19 protein-coding genes are annotated in these 18145 nt (G+C 68.1%); 5 read left to right on the top strand and 14 right to left on the bottom strand.

Annotated features, from left to right (window positions below):
* Positions 1-19: 19 nt before the first annotated feature.
* The 5 genes from panD to AAN986_RS22570 form a co-directional block, all read right to left on the bottom strand.
* Entirely contained in the window at positions 20-400 is a 381-nt protein-coding gene (gene panD / locus AAN986_RS22590) for an aspartate 1-decarboxylase (RefSeq protein WP_012203760.1), read from the bottom strand.
* A 150-nt stretch (positions 401-550) separates the two neighbouring features.
* Positions 551-916, bottom strand: coding sequence for a 6-carboxytetrahydropterin synthase (locus AAN986_RS22585; RefSeq protein ID WP_016449046.1), 366 nt, complete (start codon positions 914-916; stop codon positions 551-553).
* 8 nt (positions 917-924) lie between these two features.
* Positions 925-1563, bottom strand: coding sequence for a 7-carboxy-7-deazaguanine synthase (gene queE / locus AAN986_RS22580; protein WP_016449045.1), 639 nt, complete (start codon positions 1561-1563; stop codon positions 925-927).
* A 59-nt stretch (positions 1564-1622) separates the two neighbouring features.
* Positions 1623-2516: a ScpA family protein gene (locus tag AAN986_RS22575; RefSeq protein ID WP_016449044.1), complete on the bottom strand. Its 894-nt coding sequence runs from the start codon at positions 2514-2516 to the stop codon at positions 1623-1625.
* Between the two features lie 48 nt (positions 2517-2564).
* The gene (locus AAN986_RS22570) at positions 2565-2768 is read right to left on the bottom strand and encodes a DUF3460 family protein (protein ID WP_016449043.1); all 204 of its coding nucleotides are present in this window, start codon (positions 2766-2768) and stop codon (positions 2565-2567) included.
* 46 nt (positions 2769-2814) lie between these two features.
* Between AAN986_RS22570 and bamE the strand changes: the two genes are divergently transcribed.
* Entirely contained in the window at positions 2815-3312 is a 498-nt protein-coding gene (gene bamE / locus AAN986_RS22565) for an outer membrane protein assembly factor BamE (RefSeq protein ID WP_016449042.1), read from the top strand.
* Between the two features lie 163 nt (positions 3313-3475).
* Entirely contained in the window at positions 3476-4126 is a 651-nt protein-coding gene (locus AAN986_RS22560) for a YitT family protein (protein ID WP_016449041.1), read from the top strand.
* A 2-nt stretch (positions 4127-4128) separates the two neighbouring features.
* On the opposite strand, the gene AAN986_RS22555 is transcribed toward AAN986_RS22560, so the two are convergent.
* From AAN986_RS22555 to AAN986_RS22540, 4 genes are all read right to left on the bottom strand, one after another.
* Positions 4129-4413 (bottom strand): hypothetical protein, encoded by a 285-nt coding sequence (locus tag AAN986_RS22555; protein ID WP_047217956.1) that lies wholly within the window; start codon positions 4411-4413, stop codon positions 4129-4131.
* 12 nt (positions 4414-4425) lie between these two features.
* Entirely contained in the window at positions 4426-6492 is a 2067-nt protein-coding gene (metG, locus tag AAN986_RS22550; protein ID WP_047217955.1) for a methionine--tRNA ligase, read from the bottom strand.
* A 138-nt stretch (positions 6493-6630) separates the two neighbouring features.
* On the bottom strand, positions 6631-7869 hold the full coding sequence (locus AAN986_RS22545; protein ID WP_047217990.1) for a patatin-like phospholipase family protein: 1239 nt from the start codon (positions 7867-7869) through the stop codon (positions 6631-6633).
* Between the two features lie 56 nt (positions 7870-7925).
* Positions 7926-8486: a restriction endonuclease gene (locus AAN986_RS22540; RefSeq protein ID WP_016449037.1), complete on the bottom strand. Its 561-nt coding sequence runs from the start codon at positions 8484-8486 to the stop codon at positions 7926-7928.
* A gap of 138 nt (positions 8487-8624) precedes the next feature.
* Here AAN986_RS22540 and apbC point away from each other — a divergent pair, with 138 nt between their 5' ends.
* Both apbC and AAN986_RS22530 read left to right on the top strand, forming a co-directional pair.
* Positions 8625-9716: an iron-sulfur cluster carrier protein ApbC gene (gene apbC / locus AAN986_RS22535; protein ID WP_012203771.1), complete on the top strand. Its 1092-nt coding sequence runs from the start codon at positions 8625-8627 to the stop codon at positions 9714-9716.
* 19 nt (positions 9717-9735) lie between these two features.
* The gene (locus AAN986_RS22530; RefSeq protein ID WP_047217954.1) at positions 9736-10695 is read left to right on the top strand and encodes a LysR substrate-binding domain-containing protein; all 960 of its coding nucleotides are present in this window, start codon (positions 9736-9738) and stop codon (positions 10693-10695) included.
* On the opposite strand, the gene AAN986_RS22525 is transcribed toward AAN986_RS22530, so the two are convergent.
* The 5 genes from AAN986_RS22525 to AAN986_RS22505 form a co-directional block, all read right to left on the bottom strand.
* The gene (locus AAN986_RS22525; protein ID WP_047217953.1) at positions 10692-13016 is read right to left on the bottom strand and encodes a molybdopterin cofactor-binding domain-containing protein; all 2325 of its coding nucleotides are present in this window, start codon (positions 13014-13016) and stop codon (positions 10692-10694) included. The two genes, AAN986_RS22530 and AAN986_RS22525, sit on opposite strands and share 4 nt — an antisense overlap.
* 107 nt (positions 13017-13123) lie before the next feature.
* The gene (locus AAN986_RS22520; RefSeq protein WP_047217952.1) at positions 13124-13801 is read right to left on the bottom strand and encodes an N-carbamoylsarcosine amidohydrolase; all 678 of its coding nucleotides are present in this window, start codon (positions 13799-13801) and stop codon (positions 13124-13126) included.
* Complete coding sequence (locus AAN986_RS22515) at positions 13798-14883, bottom strand: hypothetical protein (RefSeq protein WP_012203775.1); 1086 nt, start codon at positions 14881-14883, stop codon at positions 13798-13800. Before AAN986_RS22515 ends, AAN986_RS22520 begins: the two co-directional genes overlap by 4 nt.
* Positions 14884-15001: 118 nt before the next feature.
* The gene (locus AAN986_RS22510; RefSeq protein WP_047217951.1) at positions 15002-15853 is read right to left on the bottom strand and encodes an alpha/beta hydrolase; all 852 of its coding nucleotides are present in this window, start codon (positions 15851-15853) and stop codon (positions 15002-15004) included.
* 11 nt (positions 15854-15864) lie between these two features.
* Complete coding sequence (locus tag AAN986_RS22505) at positions 15865-16653, bottom strand: Asp/Glu racemase (protein ID WP_047217950.1); 789 nt, start codon at positions 16651-16653, stop codon at positions 15865-15867.
* Between the two features lie 323 nt (positions 16654-16976).
* Between AAN986_RS22505 and AAN986_RS22500 the strand changes: the two genes are divergently transcribed.
* Positions 16977-18134: an FAD-dependent monooxygenase gene (locus AAN986_RS22500; protein ID WP_016449030.1), complete on the top strand. Its 1158-nt coding sequence runs from the start codon at positions 16977-16979 to the stop codon at positions 18132-18134.
* Positions 18135-18145: the final 11 nt, after the last annotated feature.

Here is an 18145-nt window from a genome sequence, read left to right as displayed (position 1 = left end):
TGTCACACCGCAGCGCAGCTCACAGCTGCTGCGTGGGAACGTGGTGGCGCAGTTCGACCTGGCGGTTGGCATCGTCCACGAAGACCAGCTGCGGCTGGTGCGTGGCCACGTCGGTCTCATGCACCTGGGCAAAGGACGCAATGATCAGCAGATCACCCACGGCAGCACGGCGCGCGGCCGAGCCGTTGACCGAGATCATGCCGCTGCCGCGCTGGCCCTTGATGGCATAGGTGACGAAGCGCTCGCCGTTGTCGATGTTCCAGATGTGCACCTGCTCGTTCTCGACGATGTTGGCGGCGTCCAGCAGGTCCTCGTCGATCGCGCAGGAGCCTTCATAGTGCAGCTCGCATTGCGTGGTCTTGACGCGGTGGATCTTGGATTTGAGCAGGGTGCGGAACATGTTTTGTCTCTCGAGGGGGCGCTTGGGCGCGATCTTGACGGTGGCGGGGACTGGCAAAAAAAGCCACCAAGTCTATCTGCGAACCGCCAAACCCATGATGGCCGTGGAGTTGCTCTTCGGGGGCGGCTCTCTGGCAGGCCTGGCTTGAGGTCAGCCCAGATCCAGCACGCAGCCATCGCCGATGCTGTCGCGCCATACGCGGATGCGGCTGGGAGCGGGCTGCAGGTCGGCCAGGGAATCGGCAATGAACAGGCACAGGTTTTCCAGCGTGGGCTTGCCCAGGCCGGGAATTTCGTCGAGGAAGCGGTGGTCCAGCGCGTCGCCCAGGGTCTTCAGGCGCGAGCGCAGGTAGCCCAGGTCGATCACCATGCCGTTGTCCGGATTGCGCGGGCCGGTGACGCTGACTTCGGCGTAGTAGGTGTGGCCGTGGATGCGGCGGCTGCTCTCGGTCTCGATGGCACGCTCCAGCGTGTGGGCGGCGTCGAAGAAAAAGCGCTGGTGAACGGTGAACTGCATGGCAAAAATCAGCGGATGCCGGTGAGCTTGTGGGTCTGCAGGCTCAGGCGCCAGGCCGGGTGCTGCAGGCATTGCGCTATGCAGGCGGCCGTGTTGTCGGCCTGCAGGACGTTGTCCATGGGCTGCAGGAAATAGTGGTCGAAACGGGTGCCGGCCTCGATGGCCTGCAGATCGAAGCCGGGCTGCGGCCAGACCAGCTTGAGCTCCTGGCCGCTGCGCTGCACCCAGTCGGCGCCCGCCTTGGGGCTGATGCACAGCCAGTCGATGCCCTCGGGCGCGGCCACGGTGCCATTGCTTTCCACGGAAATGCGAAAGCCGCGCGCATGCAGGGCCGCGATCAGGGGCTCGTCCACCTGCAGCAGGGGCTCCCCCCCGGTCAGCACCACCATGCGGTGCCGGCTGTCGCCGGCCGGCCACTGAGACAGGATGCGTTCTGCCAGGGCGTCGGCCGTGGCGAACTTGCCGCCCAGCGTGCCGTCGGTGCCCACGAAGTCGGTGTCGCAGAACTGGCAGATGGCGCTGGCGCGGTCCTGCTCGCGGCCGGTCCAGAGGTTGCATCCTGCAAAGCGGCAGAACACGGCCGGCGTGCCGGCCTGGCCGCCCTCGCCCTGCAGGGTGTAGAAGATTTCTTTGACGCTGTAAGTCATGGTGCATGGAGGCCGGTGGTGCCGGCCTGTCGGTGTGCGCGTGCCTGTATCCGTGCCCGCTAGACGGGCGTATAGGCCAGGCGCACGTAGATGGGCGCAAAGGCTTCGGCCTGGGTGATCTCGATCAGCGTTTCCTTGGCCAGCTCCAGCAGGGCGATGAAGGTCACGACCAGCACGGTCGATCCCTTCTCTGGCTGGAACAGGGTCTCGAACTCGACAAAGCGCCGGCCCTGCAGGGCCTTGAGCACCTGACTCATGTATTCGCGCACCGAGAGTTCCTCGCGCGTGATCTTGTGGCTTTGCACAAGCTTGGCACGCTTGAGAATGTCGCGCCAGGCCGATTGCAGCTCGGCCACGTCCACATCGGGGAAACGCGGCTGCAGGTTCTGCTCGATATGGACCTGGGCCCGGAGGAAGTCGCGCCCGTAGTGCGGCACCTGGCCCAGTTGTTGGGCGGCCAGCTTGATCTGCTCGTACTCCAGCAGGCGGCGCACCAGTTCGGCGCGCGGGTCCTCGGCTTCCTCGCCATCGTCCTGCTTCTTGGGCGGCAGCAGCATGCGCGACTTGATCTCGATGAGCATGGCCGCCATCAGCAGGTACTCGGCCGCCAGCTCGAGGTTGCGGCTGCGGATTTCGTCGACATAGCGCATGTACTGGCGCGTCACGTCCAGCATGGGAATGTCGAGGATGTTGAAGTTCTGCTTGCGGATCAGGTACAGCAACAGGTCCAGCGGCCCTTCGAAGGCTTCGAGGAAGACCTCCAGCGCATCGGGCGGGATGTACAGGTCCTGCGGCAGGGCGAACAGCGGCTCGCCGTACAGGCGCGCCAAAGCCACCTGGTCGATCACGACCGGTGAATCGTCGCCAGGAGCGGGGGATGCGGCGCCGGCGCCCGCAGGCGCCAGTGCGGACTCAGCCTCGGCCATGCCTTGCTGCGCAGGCATCAGCTGCATGCGCACGGTGCCACAGCGAAACAGGCTGATGTGTCATTGCAGCCGAAATCAGGAGTTCGTCTGGTAGACGTAGGGTTTCTGGTCCACGCGGCCGGCGCGCAGGTCTTCCCAGACTTCGTGGTTCACGTCCTTGTCCCACAGCAGCGAGCGGCCGGCCAGCTGTTGGCTGGGCAGCTCGGGCTTTTGCTTCTTCAGCTCGTTGATGAAGTTCGTGGCGTCGGAACGGTAATCGGGGCGGCGAAAGAATGACATAGTCTGATAACCTCTTGAATCGCGTGATTTTACCGGGACACCGCCGATGAACCTAGTCTCCCGTCTTCTGGGCGTTGCCGTGGCCGTGATGGGCATGCTTGGGCTGCCCGGCTGCGATCCCCAAAACATCAAGGAACTCGAAGAAGGCCTGTCCACCGAGGCCGACGTCCGCGCCCGCTTTGGCGAGCCCGAACGCATCTGGACCGAGCCCGACGGCTCGCGCACCTTCGAGTACAACCGCCAGCCCGCCGGCAGCCGCAACTACATGATCACCATCGGCACCGATGGGCGCATGAGCGCGCTGCGCCAGGTGCTGGCGCCGCACAACTTCGAGAAAATCCGCCCCGGCATGGACGAGGAGCAGGTGCGCCGCATGCTGGGCAAGCCTGCCAAGGTCACCACCTACCAGCTCAAGCAGGAAACCGACTGGGACTGGAACTACATCGATCCCCCCACGCGCGACATGGAGTTCACCGTGACCTTCGGCCCCGACGGCCGCGTGCTGCGCAGCGCCGGCCGCGAGAAACTGCACGGCGGAGCCTGACAACAGGTCCCTGCAAGCCCCTGCGGCGCGCTGTACCCTGCACGCCACAGCGCGCCGGGGCAACAGTCTCTAGAATCCGGGTTTGTACCTATGACACCCCATGGGTACGGTGAAGGCCCCGAACCGGGGCCTTTGCGACGATAGATCTGTCATCACCCCGACAATGTCCACGCCCTCCCTACCCGCTGCCGCGCCCGCTGCGCCTGTTTCGGCCACCGCTTCGCTGCGCCATGGCCTCTTCGAGGATGTCCAGGCCCTCTTCACCGGAACCCTGTTCGTGGGCATCGCCATGATGATGTTCGCCCAGGCGGGGCTTTTGACGGGCAGCACGGCGGGCCTGGCCTTCGTGCTGCACTACGCCACGGGCTGGCCGTTCGGCCTCATCTTCTTCGCGATCAACATCCCGTTCTACTGGTTTGCCTGGACGCGCGTGGGCCGCACCTTCACGGTCAAGACCTTCATCTGCGTGGGCGCGCTGTCGCTGATCACAGAAATGGGGCCGCGCCTCATCCACATCGACTACCTGCACCCGGCCTTTGCCGCGATTGCGGGCGGCCTGCTCATGGGCTCGGGCCTGCTGTTCCTGGCGCGCCACCGCTCCAGCCTGGGCGGCGCCACCATCGCCTCGCTCTACCTGCAGGACCGCTACGGCATCCGCGCCGGCAAAGTGCAGATGGCCATCGACTGCTGCGTGGTGCTGCTGGCGCTGTGGGTGGTGCCCTTCGAGCGCGTGGCCTGGTCGGTGCTGGCGGCCGTGATCATGGGCGTGTTCCTGGCCGTGAGCCACCGGCCCGGGCGCTACGCCGGGCAGTAGCCTTAGGGCGTCAGGGGCTGCCCATCGGGCGTGCGGTAGCGGACCGTGATGCCGCTGTTGTCTGCGGCTGCCCCGTCATCGCTCATCGCATCGACGGCCTTGCCCACTCCCTTGCCGACGATTTTTGCCGTGCCCACGGCCGCATCCGCGGCCAGCCCCACGGCCGAGGCCGTGACGCTGACCGCCGTGGCGGTCACGGCCACCACGGTGCAGCCGGACAGCAGGGCCGCGGCGCACAGGCAAAGAAAAGCCCCCAGGGCCGGGGACCGTGAGGGCTTGCGGGACATGGATGCCTTGCTTCAGTGGATGCGCATGCCGGGTGTGGCACCGGGGAAGGGCTCCAGCACGTAGATGCCGGGGTTGGCCTTCTCATCGGCGTGGCTGGCGGCCAGCACCATGCCTTCGGAGATGCCGAACTTCATCTTGCGCGGTGCCAGGTTGGCCACCATCACGGTGAGCTTGCCCTGCAGCTGCTCGGGCTGGTACATGCTGGAGATGCCGGAGAACACGTTGCGTGTCTTGCCTTCGCCCACGTCCAGCGTGAGCTGCAGCAGCTTGGTCGAGCCTTCCACGGGCTTGCATTCCACGATCTTGGCGATGCGCAGGTCCACCTTGGCGAAGTCGTCGATGCTGATGGTTTCGGCAATTTCCTCGCCGCCGGGCAGGACCTTCTCGACCACGGGCTCGGGGGCCTCGAACAGGGCCTCCAGCTGCTTGACGTCCACGCGCTGCATCAGGTGCTTGTACAGGCCGATGGCATGGCCGGCGCCCAGCAGGCTCTGTGCGTCGGCGAACTGCAGCGGCGCCACGTTGAGGAAGCCTTCCACCTGTGCGGCCACGGCCGGCAGGATGGGCTTCAGGTAGATGGTCAGCAGGCGGAAGGCCTCGATGCAGGTGGTGCACACGTCCTGCAGGCGGGCGTCCATGCCTTCCTGCTTGGCCAGCTCCCAGGGCTTGTTGGCGTCCACGTATTCGTTGACGCGGTCGCACAGCTGCATGATCTCGCGCACGGCGCGGGCCGTGTCGCGGTTCTCGAAGGCCTGGACAACGGCCTCGCTCTGGCCGCGCAGCTGGGCCAGCAGGGCCTGGCCGTCTTCGCTGACCGTGCCCAGCTTGCCGTCGAAGCGCTTGGCGATGAAGCCGGCCGCGCGCGAGGCGATGTTCACGTACTTGCCGATCAGGTCGGAGTTGACGCGGGCCATGAAGTCATCGGGGTTGAAGTCGATGTCTTCATTCTTGCCGTTGAGCTTGGCGCCCAGGTAGTAGCGCAGCCACTCGGGGTTCATCTGCAGACCCAGGTACTTGAGCGGGTCCAGGCCGGTGCCGCGGCTCTTGCTCATCTTCTCGCCGTTGTTCACGGTCATGAAGCCGTGCACGCAGATCTTGGTGGGCGTCTTGCGGCCGCTGAACTTGAGCATGGCGGGCCAGAACAGCGTGTGGAAGGTGATGATGTCCTTGCCGATGAAGTGGTACTGCTCCAGCGCGGGGTCGGCCATGTAGGCCTCGTAGTCCTCGCCACGGCGGTCCAGCAGGTTCTTGAGCGAGGCCAGGTAGCCCACGGGCGCGTCCAGCCAGACGTAGAAGTACTTGCCCGGCGCATCGGGGATCTCGATGCCGAAGTAGGGCGCGTCGCGCGAGATGTCCCAGTCGCCCAGGCCCTCGCTGGTCGTGCCGTCCGGGTTGGTGCGCACGCTGAACCATTCCTTGATCTTGTTGGCCACCTCGGGCTGCACGTGCTGGCCGTCCTGGGTCCATTCGGTCAGGAATTCCACGCAGCGCGGGTCCGACAGCTTGAAGAAGAAATGCTCCGAGCTCTTGAGCACAGGCTTGGCGCCGGACAGCGCCGAGTAGGGGTTGATCAGGTCGGTGGGCGCGTAGACGGCGCTGCAGACCTCGCAGTTGTCGCCGTACTGGTCCTTGGCGTGGCAGCGCGGGCATTCGCCCTTGATGAAGCGGTCGGGCAGGAACATGTTCTTCTCGGGGTCGAAGAACTGCTCGATGGTGCGCGTCTCGATGAAGCCGGCAGCCTTCAGGTCCCTGTAGATCTGCTGGGCCAGCGCGTGGTTCTCGGGCGCGTCGGTGTTGTGCCAGTTGTCGAAGGCGATGTGGAAGCCGTCCAGGTACTGCTTGCGGCCTGCGGCGATGTCGGCCACGAACTGCTGGGGCGTCTTGCCGGCCTTCTCGGCCGCAATCATGATGGGCGCGCCGTGGGCGTCATCGGCACCCACGAAGTTGACCGCGTTGCCCTGCATTCGCTGCGCACGCACCCAGGTGTCGGCCTGGATGTATTCCATGATGTGGCCGATGTGGAAGTTGCCGTTGGCGTACGGCAGGGCGGTGGTGACGAAGAGTTTGCGTGCGGTCATGGATGGCGGCTTTCTCGGGGGAACCTGACATTCTAGAAGGGCTGGGCGGTTGTGGGGCGGCGATGGCTTTTCCGTGCAGGCGGACATACGGGGAGTTGTTGAGGGCCTTCGCTGCGCCAGGCCTGTTGGCTGCAGGCGTCAGTTGGCGACCAGCGGGCGCTGCCAGCCCAGGAACTGCTCGATATCGCTGCGCCGCGCCAGCGCGTCGCGCCGGCCCAGGGCCATGAGTTCGCGGGTGAAGCTGCGCTCGAACAGCAGGTAGCTGGCCAGGGCGGCGCCGCGCGGGTCGCTGGCGTCCTGGCGCACGCCCAGGGCGCCCAGCAGGGTGCGCATGGGCAGCGGCAGCTGGCCCACGTGGCGCGCGGCGATGGCGTCTATGCGCTCGGAGGGCGAGATGACCAGCAACTGCAGCGGGCGCAGCCGGCTGCGTTCGCGGTCGGCGGGCGGGATCAGGGCCAGGGTCTGGTTGATGCGCTCGGCGCGCTCCACATCCAGGGACAGGGCGTCCAGGAAGATGCTCGACAGCGTGTGGCCCGCGATGTGGGCCAGCGACGGGTAGCTTGCGCCTTCCGGCGGCGGCCTGGCCGGCGGCTCGGTGCGCCGGCCCGCGCCCACGACGAGGATGCGCTCTGCGCCCAGGTGGATGGCGGGCGCCAGCGGCGCGGTCTGGCGCATGGAGCCGTCGCCGAAGTATTCGGTGGCGCCGTCCAGCGGCAGCGGCGTGGCCGGAAAGATGAAGGGAATGGCCGAGGAGGCCAGCAGGTGCGCGTGCGTGATCTGGGCGGCGGCGGCCTTGCGCTGGTTGCGCACCCAGGGCTGGAGCTGGTCCTGCGCCTGGCAGAAGGTCACATGCTCGCTGGTGGTGTAGCTGGAGGCCGAGACCGCCAGCGCACGCAGGTGGCCGTCCGCGATCAATTGCGGCAGGCGTTCCAGCGGAACCAGGCCACACGACAGCAGCCGGCCCAGTGGCTGGTTGTCCAGCAGCGAGCGCGGGCGCATGCGGCCCCAGCGCGCCAGGGCCCAGCCCAGGGACAGCAGGGTCAGCCAGCGCGCGCCGCTGCGCAGCACGCTCAGCGAGTCGGACAGGTAGATGTCCTCGGGCCGCAGGTTGCGCCAGATGCGCGACATGCGGCGCACGGCCCGGTCGAAATGGTCGCTGCCGCAGGCCAGGGCGGCCGCGTTGATGGCGCCGGCAGAAGTGCCGACCAGGATGGGGAAGGGATTGGGGCCATGCTGCTGGCCGCAGGCGCGGCGTATCTCGGCAATGGCCTCCAGCACGCCGGCCTGGTAGGCGGCGCGGGCGCCGCCGCCGCTGAGCAGCAGTCCGGTGCTGGGGGGAGGGAGGCTGGAGTCGGGTGAGGGCGCGGCATCGGGCATGCCTGGAGTGTGCCGCGCGCCGGCCGTCATCAGATCAGGGGATGACCCCGAAGGGATCAGGCCTTGGCCAGCAGGGAGCCCAGGTCCTTGCCGGAGATCAGGGCGATGCCCTGCTGCTTGGCCCAGGCGGCTGCATTCTCGGCCGGCGGCTGCAGCGACAGGTAGCAGACCGTGGCCGCATCGCGCGCCTGGCCTGCGGCCAGCAGGGCGCGCAGCGGCTCCATGCCGTGCACGCCGGCCTTCCAGCGCCTGGCGCTGGCCACGGTGGTGCGGCCTTCGCGTTCCAGCACGAAGTCGGCGCCGTCCTTGTCGGACAGGCGGGTGACGGTGTAGCCCTCGGCCTGCCAGGCGCGATCGAGCCGATCGGCGAACTCGCGCCAGCTTTGCTGGGCGGCGATCTCCAGGGCCTGCTCCACCTTGGCGGGGCTGGGCGCGCGCAGCTGGCGCCAGGCGGCAACGCAGCCTATGCCGAAGAAGGGCAGGGCGGTGATGGCGGCGAACGGCGCGATGTCCTTGGGCAGCAGCGCCGTGGACACCAGGGTCACCAGCGCGGCCAGCGCGATGCTGATCCACCAGCGCGAGCGCAGCAGGATCGCGAACAGGGAGTTGTGGGCCATCTTGAATTTCACGGGGCGGATCTTTCGCGGAAAAAGGCGGGAGAAATGGGAACAAAGCCAGCGGGGCCTGCATTGTCTCGCGCGGGCGAGGGCTTGGGGCCTTGGATAGACTATCCGGCTCTAGGAGTAATCAAAGCAATGGCAGTCACAGAACAAGCGCTCTTGGCCGCGCTCTCCAGCGTGCTCGACCCCCACACCGGCAAGGACTATGTGAGCACCCGCGCCCTGCGCAACCTGCAGGTCACGGGGGCCGACGTGGCCTTCGACGTGGAGATGGGCTATCCGGCGCAAAGCCTGGTGCCGGCGCTGCGCGGCCAGTTCGTCGCGGCGGCCAAGACCGTCGAGGGCGTGGGCAATGTCTCGGTCAACATCACGTCCAAGGTCGCCGCGCATGCGGTGCAGCGCGGCGTGCAGCTGCTGCCGGGCGTCAAGAACATCATCGCCATCTCGTCCGGCAAGGGCGGCGTGGGCAAGAGCACGACCACGGCCAACCTGGCGCTGGCGCTGGCCGCCGAGGGCGCGCGCGTGGGCATCCTGGACGCCGACATCTACGGCCCCAGCCAGCCCATGATGATGGGCATCTCCGGCCGCCCCGAAAGCCCCGACGGCAAGACCATGGAGCCCATGGAAAGCCATGGCGTGCAGGTCATGTCCATCGGCTTCCTGGTCAACAACGACCAGGCCATGATCTGGCGCGGCCCCATGGCCACGCAGGCGCTGGAGCAGATGCTGCGCCAGACCAACTGGAAGGATCTGGACTACCTGCTGGTGGACATGCCGCCCGGCACCGGCGACATCCAGCTGACGCTGGCCCAGCGCGTGCCCATGACGGGCGCCGTGGTCGTCACCACGCCCCAGGACATCGCCCTGATCGACGCCAAGAAGGGCGTGAAGATGTTCGAGAAGGTGGGCGTGCCCATCCTGGGCCTGGTCGAGAACATGGCAGCCCACGTCTGCACCAACTGCGGCCATGTGGAGCACATCTTCGGCGCCGAGGGCGGCAAGCAGATGGCGGCCGAGTACGGCATCGACTACCTGGGCGCCCTGCCCCTGTCGCTGCAGATCCGCCTGCAGGCCGACAGCGGCAAGCCCACCGTGGTGGCCGAGCCCGACAGCGAGGCCGCGCAGATCTACAAGAAGGTGGCGCGCGACCTGGCCGTGAAGGTGGCGCTCAAGGCGCGCGATTTCACGAGCAAGTTCCCCACCATCACGGTGAGCCAGGGAACCTGACCCTTCTGGCGCTGCCGGCATGAACCTGCTGACCTCGATGCGGTATCTGGCGGCGCTCAACGAGCACCGCCATTTCGGCCGCGCGGCGCTGGCATGCCACATCACCCAGCCGGCGCTGTCCAATGCGCTGCGCGCGCTGGAGGAGGAGTTCGGCACGGTCATCGTGCGCCGGGGCCGCTCGTTCGCGGGCTTCACGCCCGAGGGCGATCAGGTGCTGGCCACGGCCCTGGCCATGCTGCGGGCCGAGGAAGGCCTGCGCCAGGAACTGAGCGCCGCCGCCGGCGCGCTGCGCGGGCAGCTGCGCATGGCGGCCGTGCCCACGGCCATGCCCATGCTCACGCGCTTTGCGGCCCTGCTGCGCGAGCACCATCCGGGCATCACGCCCGTGGTGCTGTCCATGAGCTCGGCCGAGATCGAGAGCGGGCTCGAAGACCTGTCCCTGGACCTGGCCCTGGGCTACAGCGCGCGCATGCCGCCGCGCGGACCGCGCCTGCAGTCCTGGCCCCAGTACGAGGAGCACTACTACCTGCTGTGCCGCGAGTGCTGCGATGGGCAGGGCGAGGGCCGGCCCTTTGCCTTTGGCGCCGACATCGCCTGGCGCGAAGTGGCCGGCATGCCGCTGTGCCTGCTCACCCCCGACATGCACAACCGCACGGTGATCGACGAGGCCTTCGCCGCCGTGGACATGGCCGTGCAGCCCGCCATGGAAACCAACTCCGTGCTGACCCTGGTGATGGCCGTGGCGCAAGGAACGGATGGCATGACCACCGTGCTGCCCGGCGCCATGGTGGCCACGGTGCGCCACATGCCGGGCCTGGTGGCGCGGCCGCTGCGCTCGCCCGAACTGGTCACCCCCATAGGCTTCATGGCCCAGCAGGGCGTGGCGCCCACGCGCGCGCTGCAGGCCGCGCTGCAACTGCAGGACGACGCCGGTTGGCGTGCGCAGTGCCTGCGGCATGCGGGGGCGCTGAAAGACTAGGCGGGCTGTGCAGTCTCTGGCGTGGCGTTCGGCGCGGCATTCAGTGCGGCGCGCACCACGTCGGGCGTGAAGGGCGCGGCATAGAAGCGCCGGCCGGTGGCGTCGAACAGCGCATTGGCCAGCGCGGCCGGGCCGGGGACCGAGGCTGATTCGCCTGCGCCCATGGGGGGCTCGTCCTGGCGTGGCATCAGCACCACTTCGATGGGGGGCAGGTCGCGGAAGCCGATGATGGGGTAGCTGCCCCATTCGCGGCTGGCCACGCCTTGCTCGTTGAAGGCGACCTTCTCCATCAGGCTGCGGCTCAGGGTCTGGATGACGTTGCCGTGGATCTGGTGGCGCACGCCGTCGGGGTTGACCATCATTCCCGTGTCCTGGCCCACGACCAGGCGCCGCACGGCGATGCGGCCGCTGACGGGGTCCACGTCGATGTCGATGACCCAGGCGGCCCAGGCCGCGCCGAAGCCGGGAAAGCGGCTGTGAATATAGCGCGCATAGGCCACGCCGCGCCCGTGCAGCAGGCCGTCGGCGCCGGGGCGGCCCCGGCTTCCCGGCTGGTTTGGCTGCCAGCCTGCGTGGCGGGCCGTGGCCTCGATCAGCTCGACGGCGCGCGGGTCATCGAGGTGGCGAACACGGTAGTCCACGGGGTCGGCACCGGCCGCATGGGCCAGCTCGTCGATCATGCAATCGTGGGCAAAGGAGTTGGGCAGGGCCGAGACGCCGCGCAGCCAGGATGAGCGCACGATGGGCGCCATGTCATGGCAGGTGATGCGCTGGCTGGCATAGCGGTAGGGCGGCACGGCGGTGCGGTCGCCCATCTCCAGCGTGCGCGGCTCGCCCGGGATGCGGCCCGTGAGCAGCAGGGCCAGCAGCGGCGCGTCGTTGGAGGGGTAGCGCACGGCAAAGTCATAGGCCAGCAGTTCGCCCCGGGCATCGATGGCCGCGCTCACGTCCATGAGCTGGGCCGTGCCCTTGGGCTCCCACTGGTGTTCCTGCTCGCGCGTGAGCTGCACGCGCACGGGCGCGCCCACGGCCATGGACAGCAGGGCGGCGTCGGCGCAGACATCGTCGGCGCAGTTGCGGCCGTAGCAGCCGGCCGCCTCCAGGCGCACGATCTCGATGCGGTCCTCGCCCAGTTGCAGCAGGCGGTCCAGGTCGGTGCGCAGCATGTGGGGGTTCTGCGTGCCGGCCCAGAGCTTGAGACGGCCCTCGCTGAAATCGGCCACGGCGCAGGACGGGCCGATGGAGGCATGCATCTGGTAGGGCCAGACGTAGCTGCGGCGCAGTTCGGTGGCCGTACCCGTGCCGACGCCCGCGAAGGCATCGTCCACAGTGCCCTGGTCCACCAGCGAGCGGTGCTGGGCGGGATTGGCTCGTATCGCCGCAGCCAGATCGGATAAGTCAGGCGCTGGCGGCACGGCCTGCCATTGCACGCGCAGCGCGCGCATGGCGGCAATGGCCTGTTCCTCGCGGTCGGCGACCACACCGACGAAGTCGCCTTCGGTGACCACCTGCACGTTGCCGGGCAGGTGGGCCACGGAGTCGCGCTCCACGGCCACCAGGCAGCGGCCGATGAAGCTGCCGCCGTCGCGGCCCGGGTGCGGAGGGCGGATGACGCGGCCATGGCGCATGCCGGGCACGCGCACATCATGGACAAAGCTCAGCTCGCCCGTGGCCTTGGCGGGGATGTCCACGCGCGCCGCGCCACGGCCGACCAGCCGGTATTCGCTGGCGGGCTTGAGCTTCACCTCCTGATCGGGCGGGGCCAGCGTCAGCTGCAGTTGCTGGCCGCGCAGCAGATCGCCATAGCCGAGTTCACGGGCATCACTGCCATCGGCAAAGCGCACCAGGCCTTCGCGCGCCTGGAGCCGGTCTGCCGCCACGCTCCATTGCTGCGCGGCCAGTGCCAGCAGTTGCTCGCGCGCCTGGGCGGCGGCGCGGCGCAGCGGCACGGCCGAGATCTGGATGCTGGCGCTGGCAATGGTCGGGCCCTGGTTGGGTGCGGCGGCCGTGTGGCCCAGCACCATGTCCAGGCGCTCCAGAGGCACTTCGAGTTCTTCCGCCACGATCTGCGCCAGCGCCGTGCGTATGCCCGTGCCCAGGTCCACATGGCCGTTGAAGGCCAGGGCGCGCCAGCCCTGGGGCGCGGCTTCGTCGGCCAGCACGGCCACGAAGACCTCGGGCGTGGATTGCACATAGTCGGAGGCCGTGCCGGGCTGGCCGGGCGCAGGGCGCGGCGGCGCCACGGGCTGGCGCACCACGAGCAGGGTGTCGGCGCGCGTGAGCAGCTGTGCGTGCAGGGCTTGGGGCTGGGGCAGGTTCATGGGGCGGTGTTCTTCGCGGGCACGCCTTCAGGCGTGCCCTGTGCATGTTATGCACTCCGGGGCCGGCTGCGCAGGGCCGGCCCCATAGGCGCGTTGGCGCGGTGGGATCAACCTGCGGCGAGGGCGTCGGTGTCGACGATGGCCTGGCTCAGCGGCATCACGGCCGCGTACTTCTGGGCCATGTCGAACAGGTTGGCCTCGTGCGGGCCCAGGGCGCGGTCGCCGCAGCAGTCGGCCACCACCAGCGGGCGAAAGCCCGACTGCATGGCATCGACCACGCTGGCGCGCACGCAGCCGCTGGTCACGCAGCCGGCCACCAGCAGGGTCTGCACGCCGCGCTGGGCCAGCCAGGGTGCGAGCATGGTGCCGAAGAAGGCCGAGGGCGTGCTCTTGCGCACCACGTATTCGCCAGCGGCCGGGGCCAGCTGGGGCACGATGGCGCTGTTGGGGCTGTCTTCCTTCAGGGTCAGCATGCCGGGCACCTTCAGGCAGAAGATGTTGTGGTCGGCATCGTCGTCCGAGAACACGATGCGGCTGTGCGCCACGGGCCAGCCGCGCTCGCGCGCATGGGCCAGCAGGTGCTGCGTCTGCGCGATGGCTTCGGGGATGTTGCCGCCGCCGAAGACGGCCGGGTCGGCAAAGCCGTTGACGAAGTCGATGATGAGCAGGCCGAACGGGGCCTTGAGCGGCAGCGGCGTGCCGAAGCCCTGGCGTGCGTAGGCAGAGATGTCGCCCTGCACGCCCTCGGTGGGAACGCTCTGCGTGCTGATGGTGGCGGTTGTCATGCGATGTCCTTTCCTTGCTTGGACCTTTTGGCGGCGCGCGCCAGTCCTTCCTCGTCCTGCACCACGCCGTCGATGACCGTGGGCTTGCCGTCCAGCGCCACCGAGCAGTGGCGCATGGGTATGTCGATGTGGCAGGCCGTGGTGCGGCTGCCGCCGGCCTCGTTGTTGGGGCCCATGGACCAAAGGAAGTTGCCCTCGAAGGCGCGGGCGTCCATGCCGATGTGGGTTTCCTTGTTGTAGTGGGCCAGCATGGACCAGTGGGCGCGCGGCTGCAGCCCCCAGCCGATGTGGGAGACGGCATAGGCCTCGGGGTCCTCGTAGGAGGCCATGTACTCCTTGAGGATGTCGGCCTGCAGGCCGCCGCTGATGCGCGTGACGTAGCCCTTTTCGATGACGAGTTCGATGGGCTCGGTCACGTAGTCCTTCATGGGCAGCAGGATGTCGCCCCGGTCCAGCACCACGCGGCCGTTGCTCTCGCCCTCGTCGGGCCAGGTCAGCACGAAGCCGCTGGGCCAGTGGTCCCAGCGGCCGGGCTGGTCCACGAAGCCGTATTCGCAGATGGCCGGGAAGCTGCCCAGGCGGCAGCGCAGGTCGGTGCCCGCGGCCGAGGTGATGTGCATCTGCCCGGCCGCCTCGATCAGCTTGGATGCGGCCTGCACGCGCGCGCGGTCGCCCTCGGTGGGCACCAGGCGGCACAGCACCTCGGGCGGCTCCACGGCCAGCAGGATCTTGGTGCCGGTCTGCAGGATCTCGTGCTGCTCGGGCGAGAACAGCAGCGTCATCAGGTCCAGCACCAGGTCGCTGGCCTTGAGCGCGGCGATGGCGGCGGGGTTGCCGGTCAGTGGCGTGGTTCCCAGGTAGGCCAGCGAGTCGCGGCTCAGTGATTTTTCGGCATTGACGGGCGGCAGGTCCAGGCGGTTGACGCGCGCACCCATTTCGCTGGAGGCGGCAATGGCGCAGCGCAGCGTCTGCGGGTGCGTGTCGGCGCCCGTGAGCACGGTGACGGTCTGGCCGGCTTCGAGCCGGGACAGCGTGAGCACCTGCTTCCAGGCGTGGATCAGATCGATATCGCTGACGGACATGGTCGGCTCCTTGATTGACTGGGATATGGGTGGTGGGCGCGTGAATTGCGCCAGAGACACCAAGCAAGGGCCGCCCCGCAGCGAGGGTGTCGTCCCCTGGGGGAAGCGGCGCAGCCGCTCAGGGGGGGCATATGCTTGCGCCGAGGAAATCGCCGAGCGCAGCGTAGAAGCCGGCCTCGTTGTCCCAGGGGATCATGTGGCCGGCGTTGGGCACGCGCACATGCTCGGTCTGGGGTGCCAGGCCTTGCCACTCGGCCACGTCCTCGCTGCGCACCACGTCGCCGCGCTCGGCCGTGACCAGCAGCAGCGGGTGCTGGATGCGGGGCAGGTCGGCATGGATGTCGTCACGGCCGAAGTCCTCGAAGCTCTGCACGATGGCCGGCTCGTGGCAGGTGTGCAGCCACTGGGCGCGCAGCTGGCGCTGCTCTTCGGTCCAGGTGGGGCAGAAGGCGCGCATGGCCTCGGCATCCATGCCCAGCGTGGCCTGGCGGATGGAGTCCACATACCAGGGCAGGGCGGCCGGGTAGGCGCGGCGGCCGGGGCCGGAGACCGGCGGATCGACGATGACCAGGCGCGTGAGCCCCACCGGCTGGCTGCGCGCGGCGCGCACGGCGATGCGCCCGCCCATGGAGTGGCCGACCAGCGCCCAGCGCTGCAGGCCCAGGGCCTGGGCGAAGGCGGCCACGTCGGCGGCCTGGGCATCGAGGCTGTAGTCCAGGCCCGGGCCCGAGGACGACAGGCCGCGCCCGCGCACATCCAGCACATAGGTGTCGAACTGGCGGCCCAGGTGCTCGGCCACGAAGCCCCAGGTCACGGCCGGGCTGGTGATGCCGGGGATCAGGATGACGGCGTCGCGCTGCGCGCGTTCGCCCTCGGCGCCGCCGTAGCGCAGGTAGTGCTGGCGGATGCCGTTGGCGTGGACGTTGCCGCCGTAGCGGAATGTGCTGGGGGTGCTGGAGGTGCTGGTCATGCGTGTGTTCCTCAGGCCTTGGCTGCGCTGGTGCCGGTGTCGTAGGGGTAGGCGCCCGACAGCAGCGCGCCCGCGCCCGGCACCACGGGGTCCAGCCCCAGTTCCTTGAGGATGGCATAGGTGGTGGCGATGGAGGCGGTCAGCACGGGCTTGCCGGTCTGGGCCTCGACCTGGGCCACGGCCGGCAGCGAGGGCATCTGCACGCAGGCCGACAGCACGATCACGTCGGCGTCGGCGTAGTTCATGCCGGCCACGATACCGGGCAGCTTGGCGGGGTCGTGGCGGCCCACGTCCAGGTTGTCGGGGATCTCCAGCGCGCGCCAGTCCACGATCTCGAAGCCTTCGGCGGCCACGTAGTCCATGACCAGCTGGGTCAGCGGAATCATGTAGGGCGCCACCAGGGCGATCTTCCTGGCGCCCATGACCTTGAGCGCTTCCACCAGCGCGCCGGCGCTGGTGATCACCGGGGCGGTGGCGCCATTGCTGGCCGTGCGCTCGGTCAGGCGCTGCTGCGAGACGCGGTGGTAGCCCTTGCCCATGGCCATGATGGCCACCAGGCAGGCATAGCCCAGCACGTCCACGCGCGCGTCGCTCAGCTCCAGCGCGCAGCGGTCGCTTTCGGCGTCCATGGCGGCCAGTTCCTCCTTCTGGACCTTCTTCATGCGCATGCGGCTGGAGTGGAAGGTGAAGCGGTCCTGCGGGCGCAGCGTGGAGTGGGCCTGCAGCATGGCCGGCACCTCGGTCTCCATGGTGGTGTTGGAGCTGGGGACGATCTGGCCGATGCGGAACGTTTTGGTCATGGACTTGCCTTTGCGAAGTTTCGAGGGTTTCTGATCAGAATCAACTGAGTGTGTACGCTTTATTCTTGCAAAAGACGTGCCGCCTTGCAAATGAGAATTTTCTCGGGGTTTGTACTGATTTGGTGCAGAAATTGCACCAAAAATGGCGAACTTCAATTTATTCTGCCGCCCTATGGTGCATGCGTCGATTTGAAAAATTCAAGCGCATACACCTGAATTAAGTGTTTTGTTGCCTGGCACGCTTCCTGCTCTACACCCTGCAAGGACGCGCCGAAGCAACGGTTGCCCCGTCTGGCTTTCAACATTCCTGCAAGGAGAAAACTGTGTCTCAATCCCCTCGAATCGCCGTTGTCGGCGCCGGTCTCGGCGGGGCTGCAGCTGCCAAGCTGCTGCTCCAGGAAGGCTTCAATGTCCGCGTCTATGAGCAGGCGCCCAGCTTCTCGCGCCTGGGAGCCGGCATCCACGTCGGGCCCAATGTGATGAAGATCCTGCGCCGCATCGGCATCGAGGACGCGCTCAACGAGCAGGGCTCGCATCCCGACTACTGGTACAGCCGCCACTGGCAGACGGGCGACGTGCTGGCCCAGATCCCGCTGGGCGACTACGCCGTCAAGGAATACGGTGCCAGCTACCTGACCGTGCACCGTGGCGACTTCCATGCGCTGCTGGTCGAGGCCCTGCCCGACAGCGTGATGGCCTACGGCAAGTTCCTGACCAAGGTGGAGGACCGCGGCAATGTGGTCGTCATGCACTTTGCCGACGGCACGACCGAGGAGGCCGACATCGTCATCGGCGCCGACGGCGTGAACTCCCGCATCCGCGAGGAACTGCTGGGCCCCGAGCTGCCCAAGTACGCGGGCTACCTGGCCCACCGCGCCGTGTTCCCCACGCCCGAGGTCAAGGCCGGCATGCTGCCCTTCGACGCCTGCGTGAAGTGGTGGAGCGATGACCGCCACATGATGACCTACTTCGTCACCGGCAAGGCCGACGAGCTGTACTACGTGACCGGCGTGCCCGTCGAGAAGTGGGACCTCAACGACCGCTGGCTGCCCAGCAGCAAGGAAGAGATGCGCGAGGCCTTCTCGGGCTGGCATCCCACCGTGCAGGCACTGATCGACGCCACCGTGGAAGTGACCAAGTGGTCGCTGCTCGAGCGCGATCCGCTGCCGCTGTGGAGCCGTGGCCGCCTGGTGCTGCTGGGCGATGCCTGCCACCCCATGAAGCCCCACATGGCCCAGGGCGCCGCCATGGCCATCGAGGACGGCGCCATGCTGGCGCGCTGCCTCAAGGAAGTCGGCGCGCACAACCATGAGCTGGCCTTCGCCCTGTACGAAGCCAACCGTGCCGAGCGCGCCAGCAAGGTGCAGCGCATCTCGCACGACAACACCTGGCTGCGCACCAACGAAGATCCGTCCTGGTGCTTCGGCTACGACGTGTTCAACGTGCCCCTGGTCGAGCCCAAGGTCAAGGCAGCGGCCTGATACTCGCTGCC

Origin of the sequence: Delftia sp. DS1230 (assembly GCF_040112715.1) — a bacterium.
In the GTDB taxonomy this organism is placed as follows: domain Bacteria; phylum Pseudomonadota; class Gammaproteobacteria; order Burkholderiales; family Burkholderiaceae_C; genus Comamonas; species Comamonas tsuruhatensis.
This window is presented reverse-complemented; position numbering and strand designations above follow the sequence as displayed.

Coding starts and splice junctions, on each gene's coding strand:
- panD (WP_012203760.1), bottom strand. CDS start 400: ATGTTCCGCACCCTGCTCAAATCCAAGATCCACCGCGTCAAGACCACG.
- AAN986_RS22585 (WP_016449046.1), bottom strand. CDS start 916: ATGCAGTTCACCGTTCACCAGCGCTTTTTCTTCGACGCCGCCCACACG.
- queE (WP_016449045.1), bottom strand. CDS start 1,563: ATGACTTACAGCGTCAAAGAAATCTTCTACACCCTGCAGGGCGAGGGC.
- AAN986_RS22575 (WP_016449044.1), bottom strand. CDS start 2,516: ATGCAGCTGATGCCTGCGCAGCAAGGCATGGCCGAGGCTGAGTCCGCA.
- AAN986_RS22570 (WP_016449043.1), bottom strand. CDS start 2,768: ATGTCATTCTTTCGCCGCCCCGATTACCGTTCCGACGCCACGAACTTC.
- bamE (WP_016449042.1), top strand. CDS start 2,815: ATGAACCTAGTCTCCCGTCTTCTGGGCGTTGCCGTGGCCGTGATGGGC.
- AAN986_RS22560 (WP_016449041.1), top strand. CDS start 3,476: ATGTCCACGCCCTCCCTACCCGCTGCCGCGCCCGCTGCGCCTGTTTCG.
- AAN986_RS22555 (WP_047217956.1), bottom strand. CDS start 4,413: ATGTCCCGCAAGCCCTCACGGTCCCCGGCCCTGGGGGCTTTTCTTTGC.
- metG (WP_047217955.1), bottom strand. CDS start 6,492: ATGACCGCACGCAAACTCTTCGTCACCACCGCCCTGCCGTACGCCAAC.
- AAN986_RS22545 (WP_047217990.1), bottom strand. CDS start 7,869: ATGCCCGATGCCGCGCCCTCACCCGACTCCAGCCTCCCTCCCCCCAGC.
- AAN986_RS22540 (WP_016449037.1), bottom strand. CDS start 8,486: ATGGCCCACAACTCCCTGTTCGCGATCCTGCTGCGCTCGCGCTGGTGG.
- apbC (WP_012203771.1), top strand. CDS start 8,625: ATGGCAGTCACAGAACAAGCGCTCTTGGCCGCGCTCTCCAGCGTGCTC.
- AAN986_RS22530 (WP_047217954.1), top strand. CDS start 9,736: ATGAACCTGCTGACCTCGATGCGGTATCTGGCGGCGCTCAACGAGCAC.
- AAN986_RS22525 (WP_047217953.1), bottom strand. CDS start 13,016: ATGAACCTGCCCCAGCCCCAAGCCCTGCACGCACAGCTGCTCACGCGC.
- AAN986_RS22520 (WP_047217952.1), bottom strand. CDS start 13,801: ATGACAACCGCCACCATCAGCACGCAGAGCGTTCCCACCGAGGGCGTG.
- AAN986_RS22515 (WP_012203775.1), bottom strand. CDS start 14,883: ATGTCCGTCAGCGATATCGATCTGATCCACGCCTGGAAGCAGGTGCTC.
- AAN986_RS22510 (WP_047217951.1), bottom strand. CDS start 15,853: ATGACCAGCACCTCCAGCACCCCCAGCACATTCCGCTACGGCGGCAAC.
- AAN986_RS22505 (WP_047217950.1), bottom strand. CDS start 16,653: ATGACCAAAACGTTCCGCATCGGCCAGATCGTCCCCAGCTCCAACACC.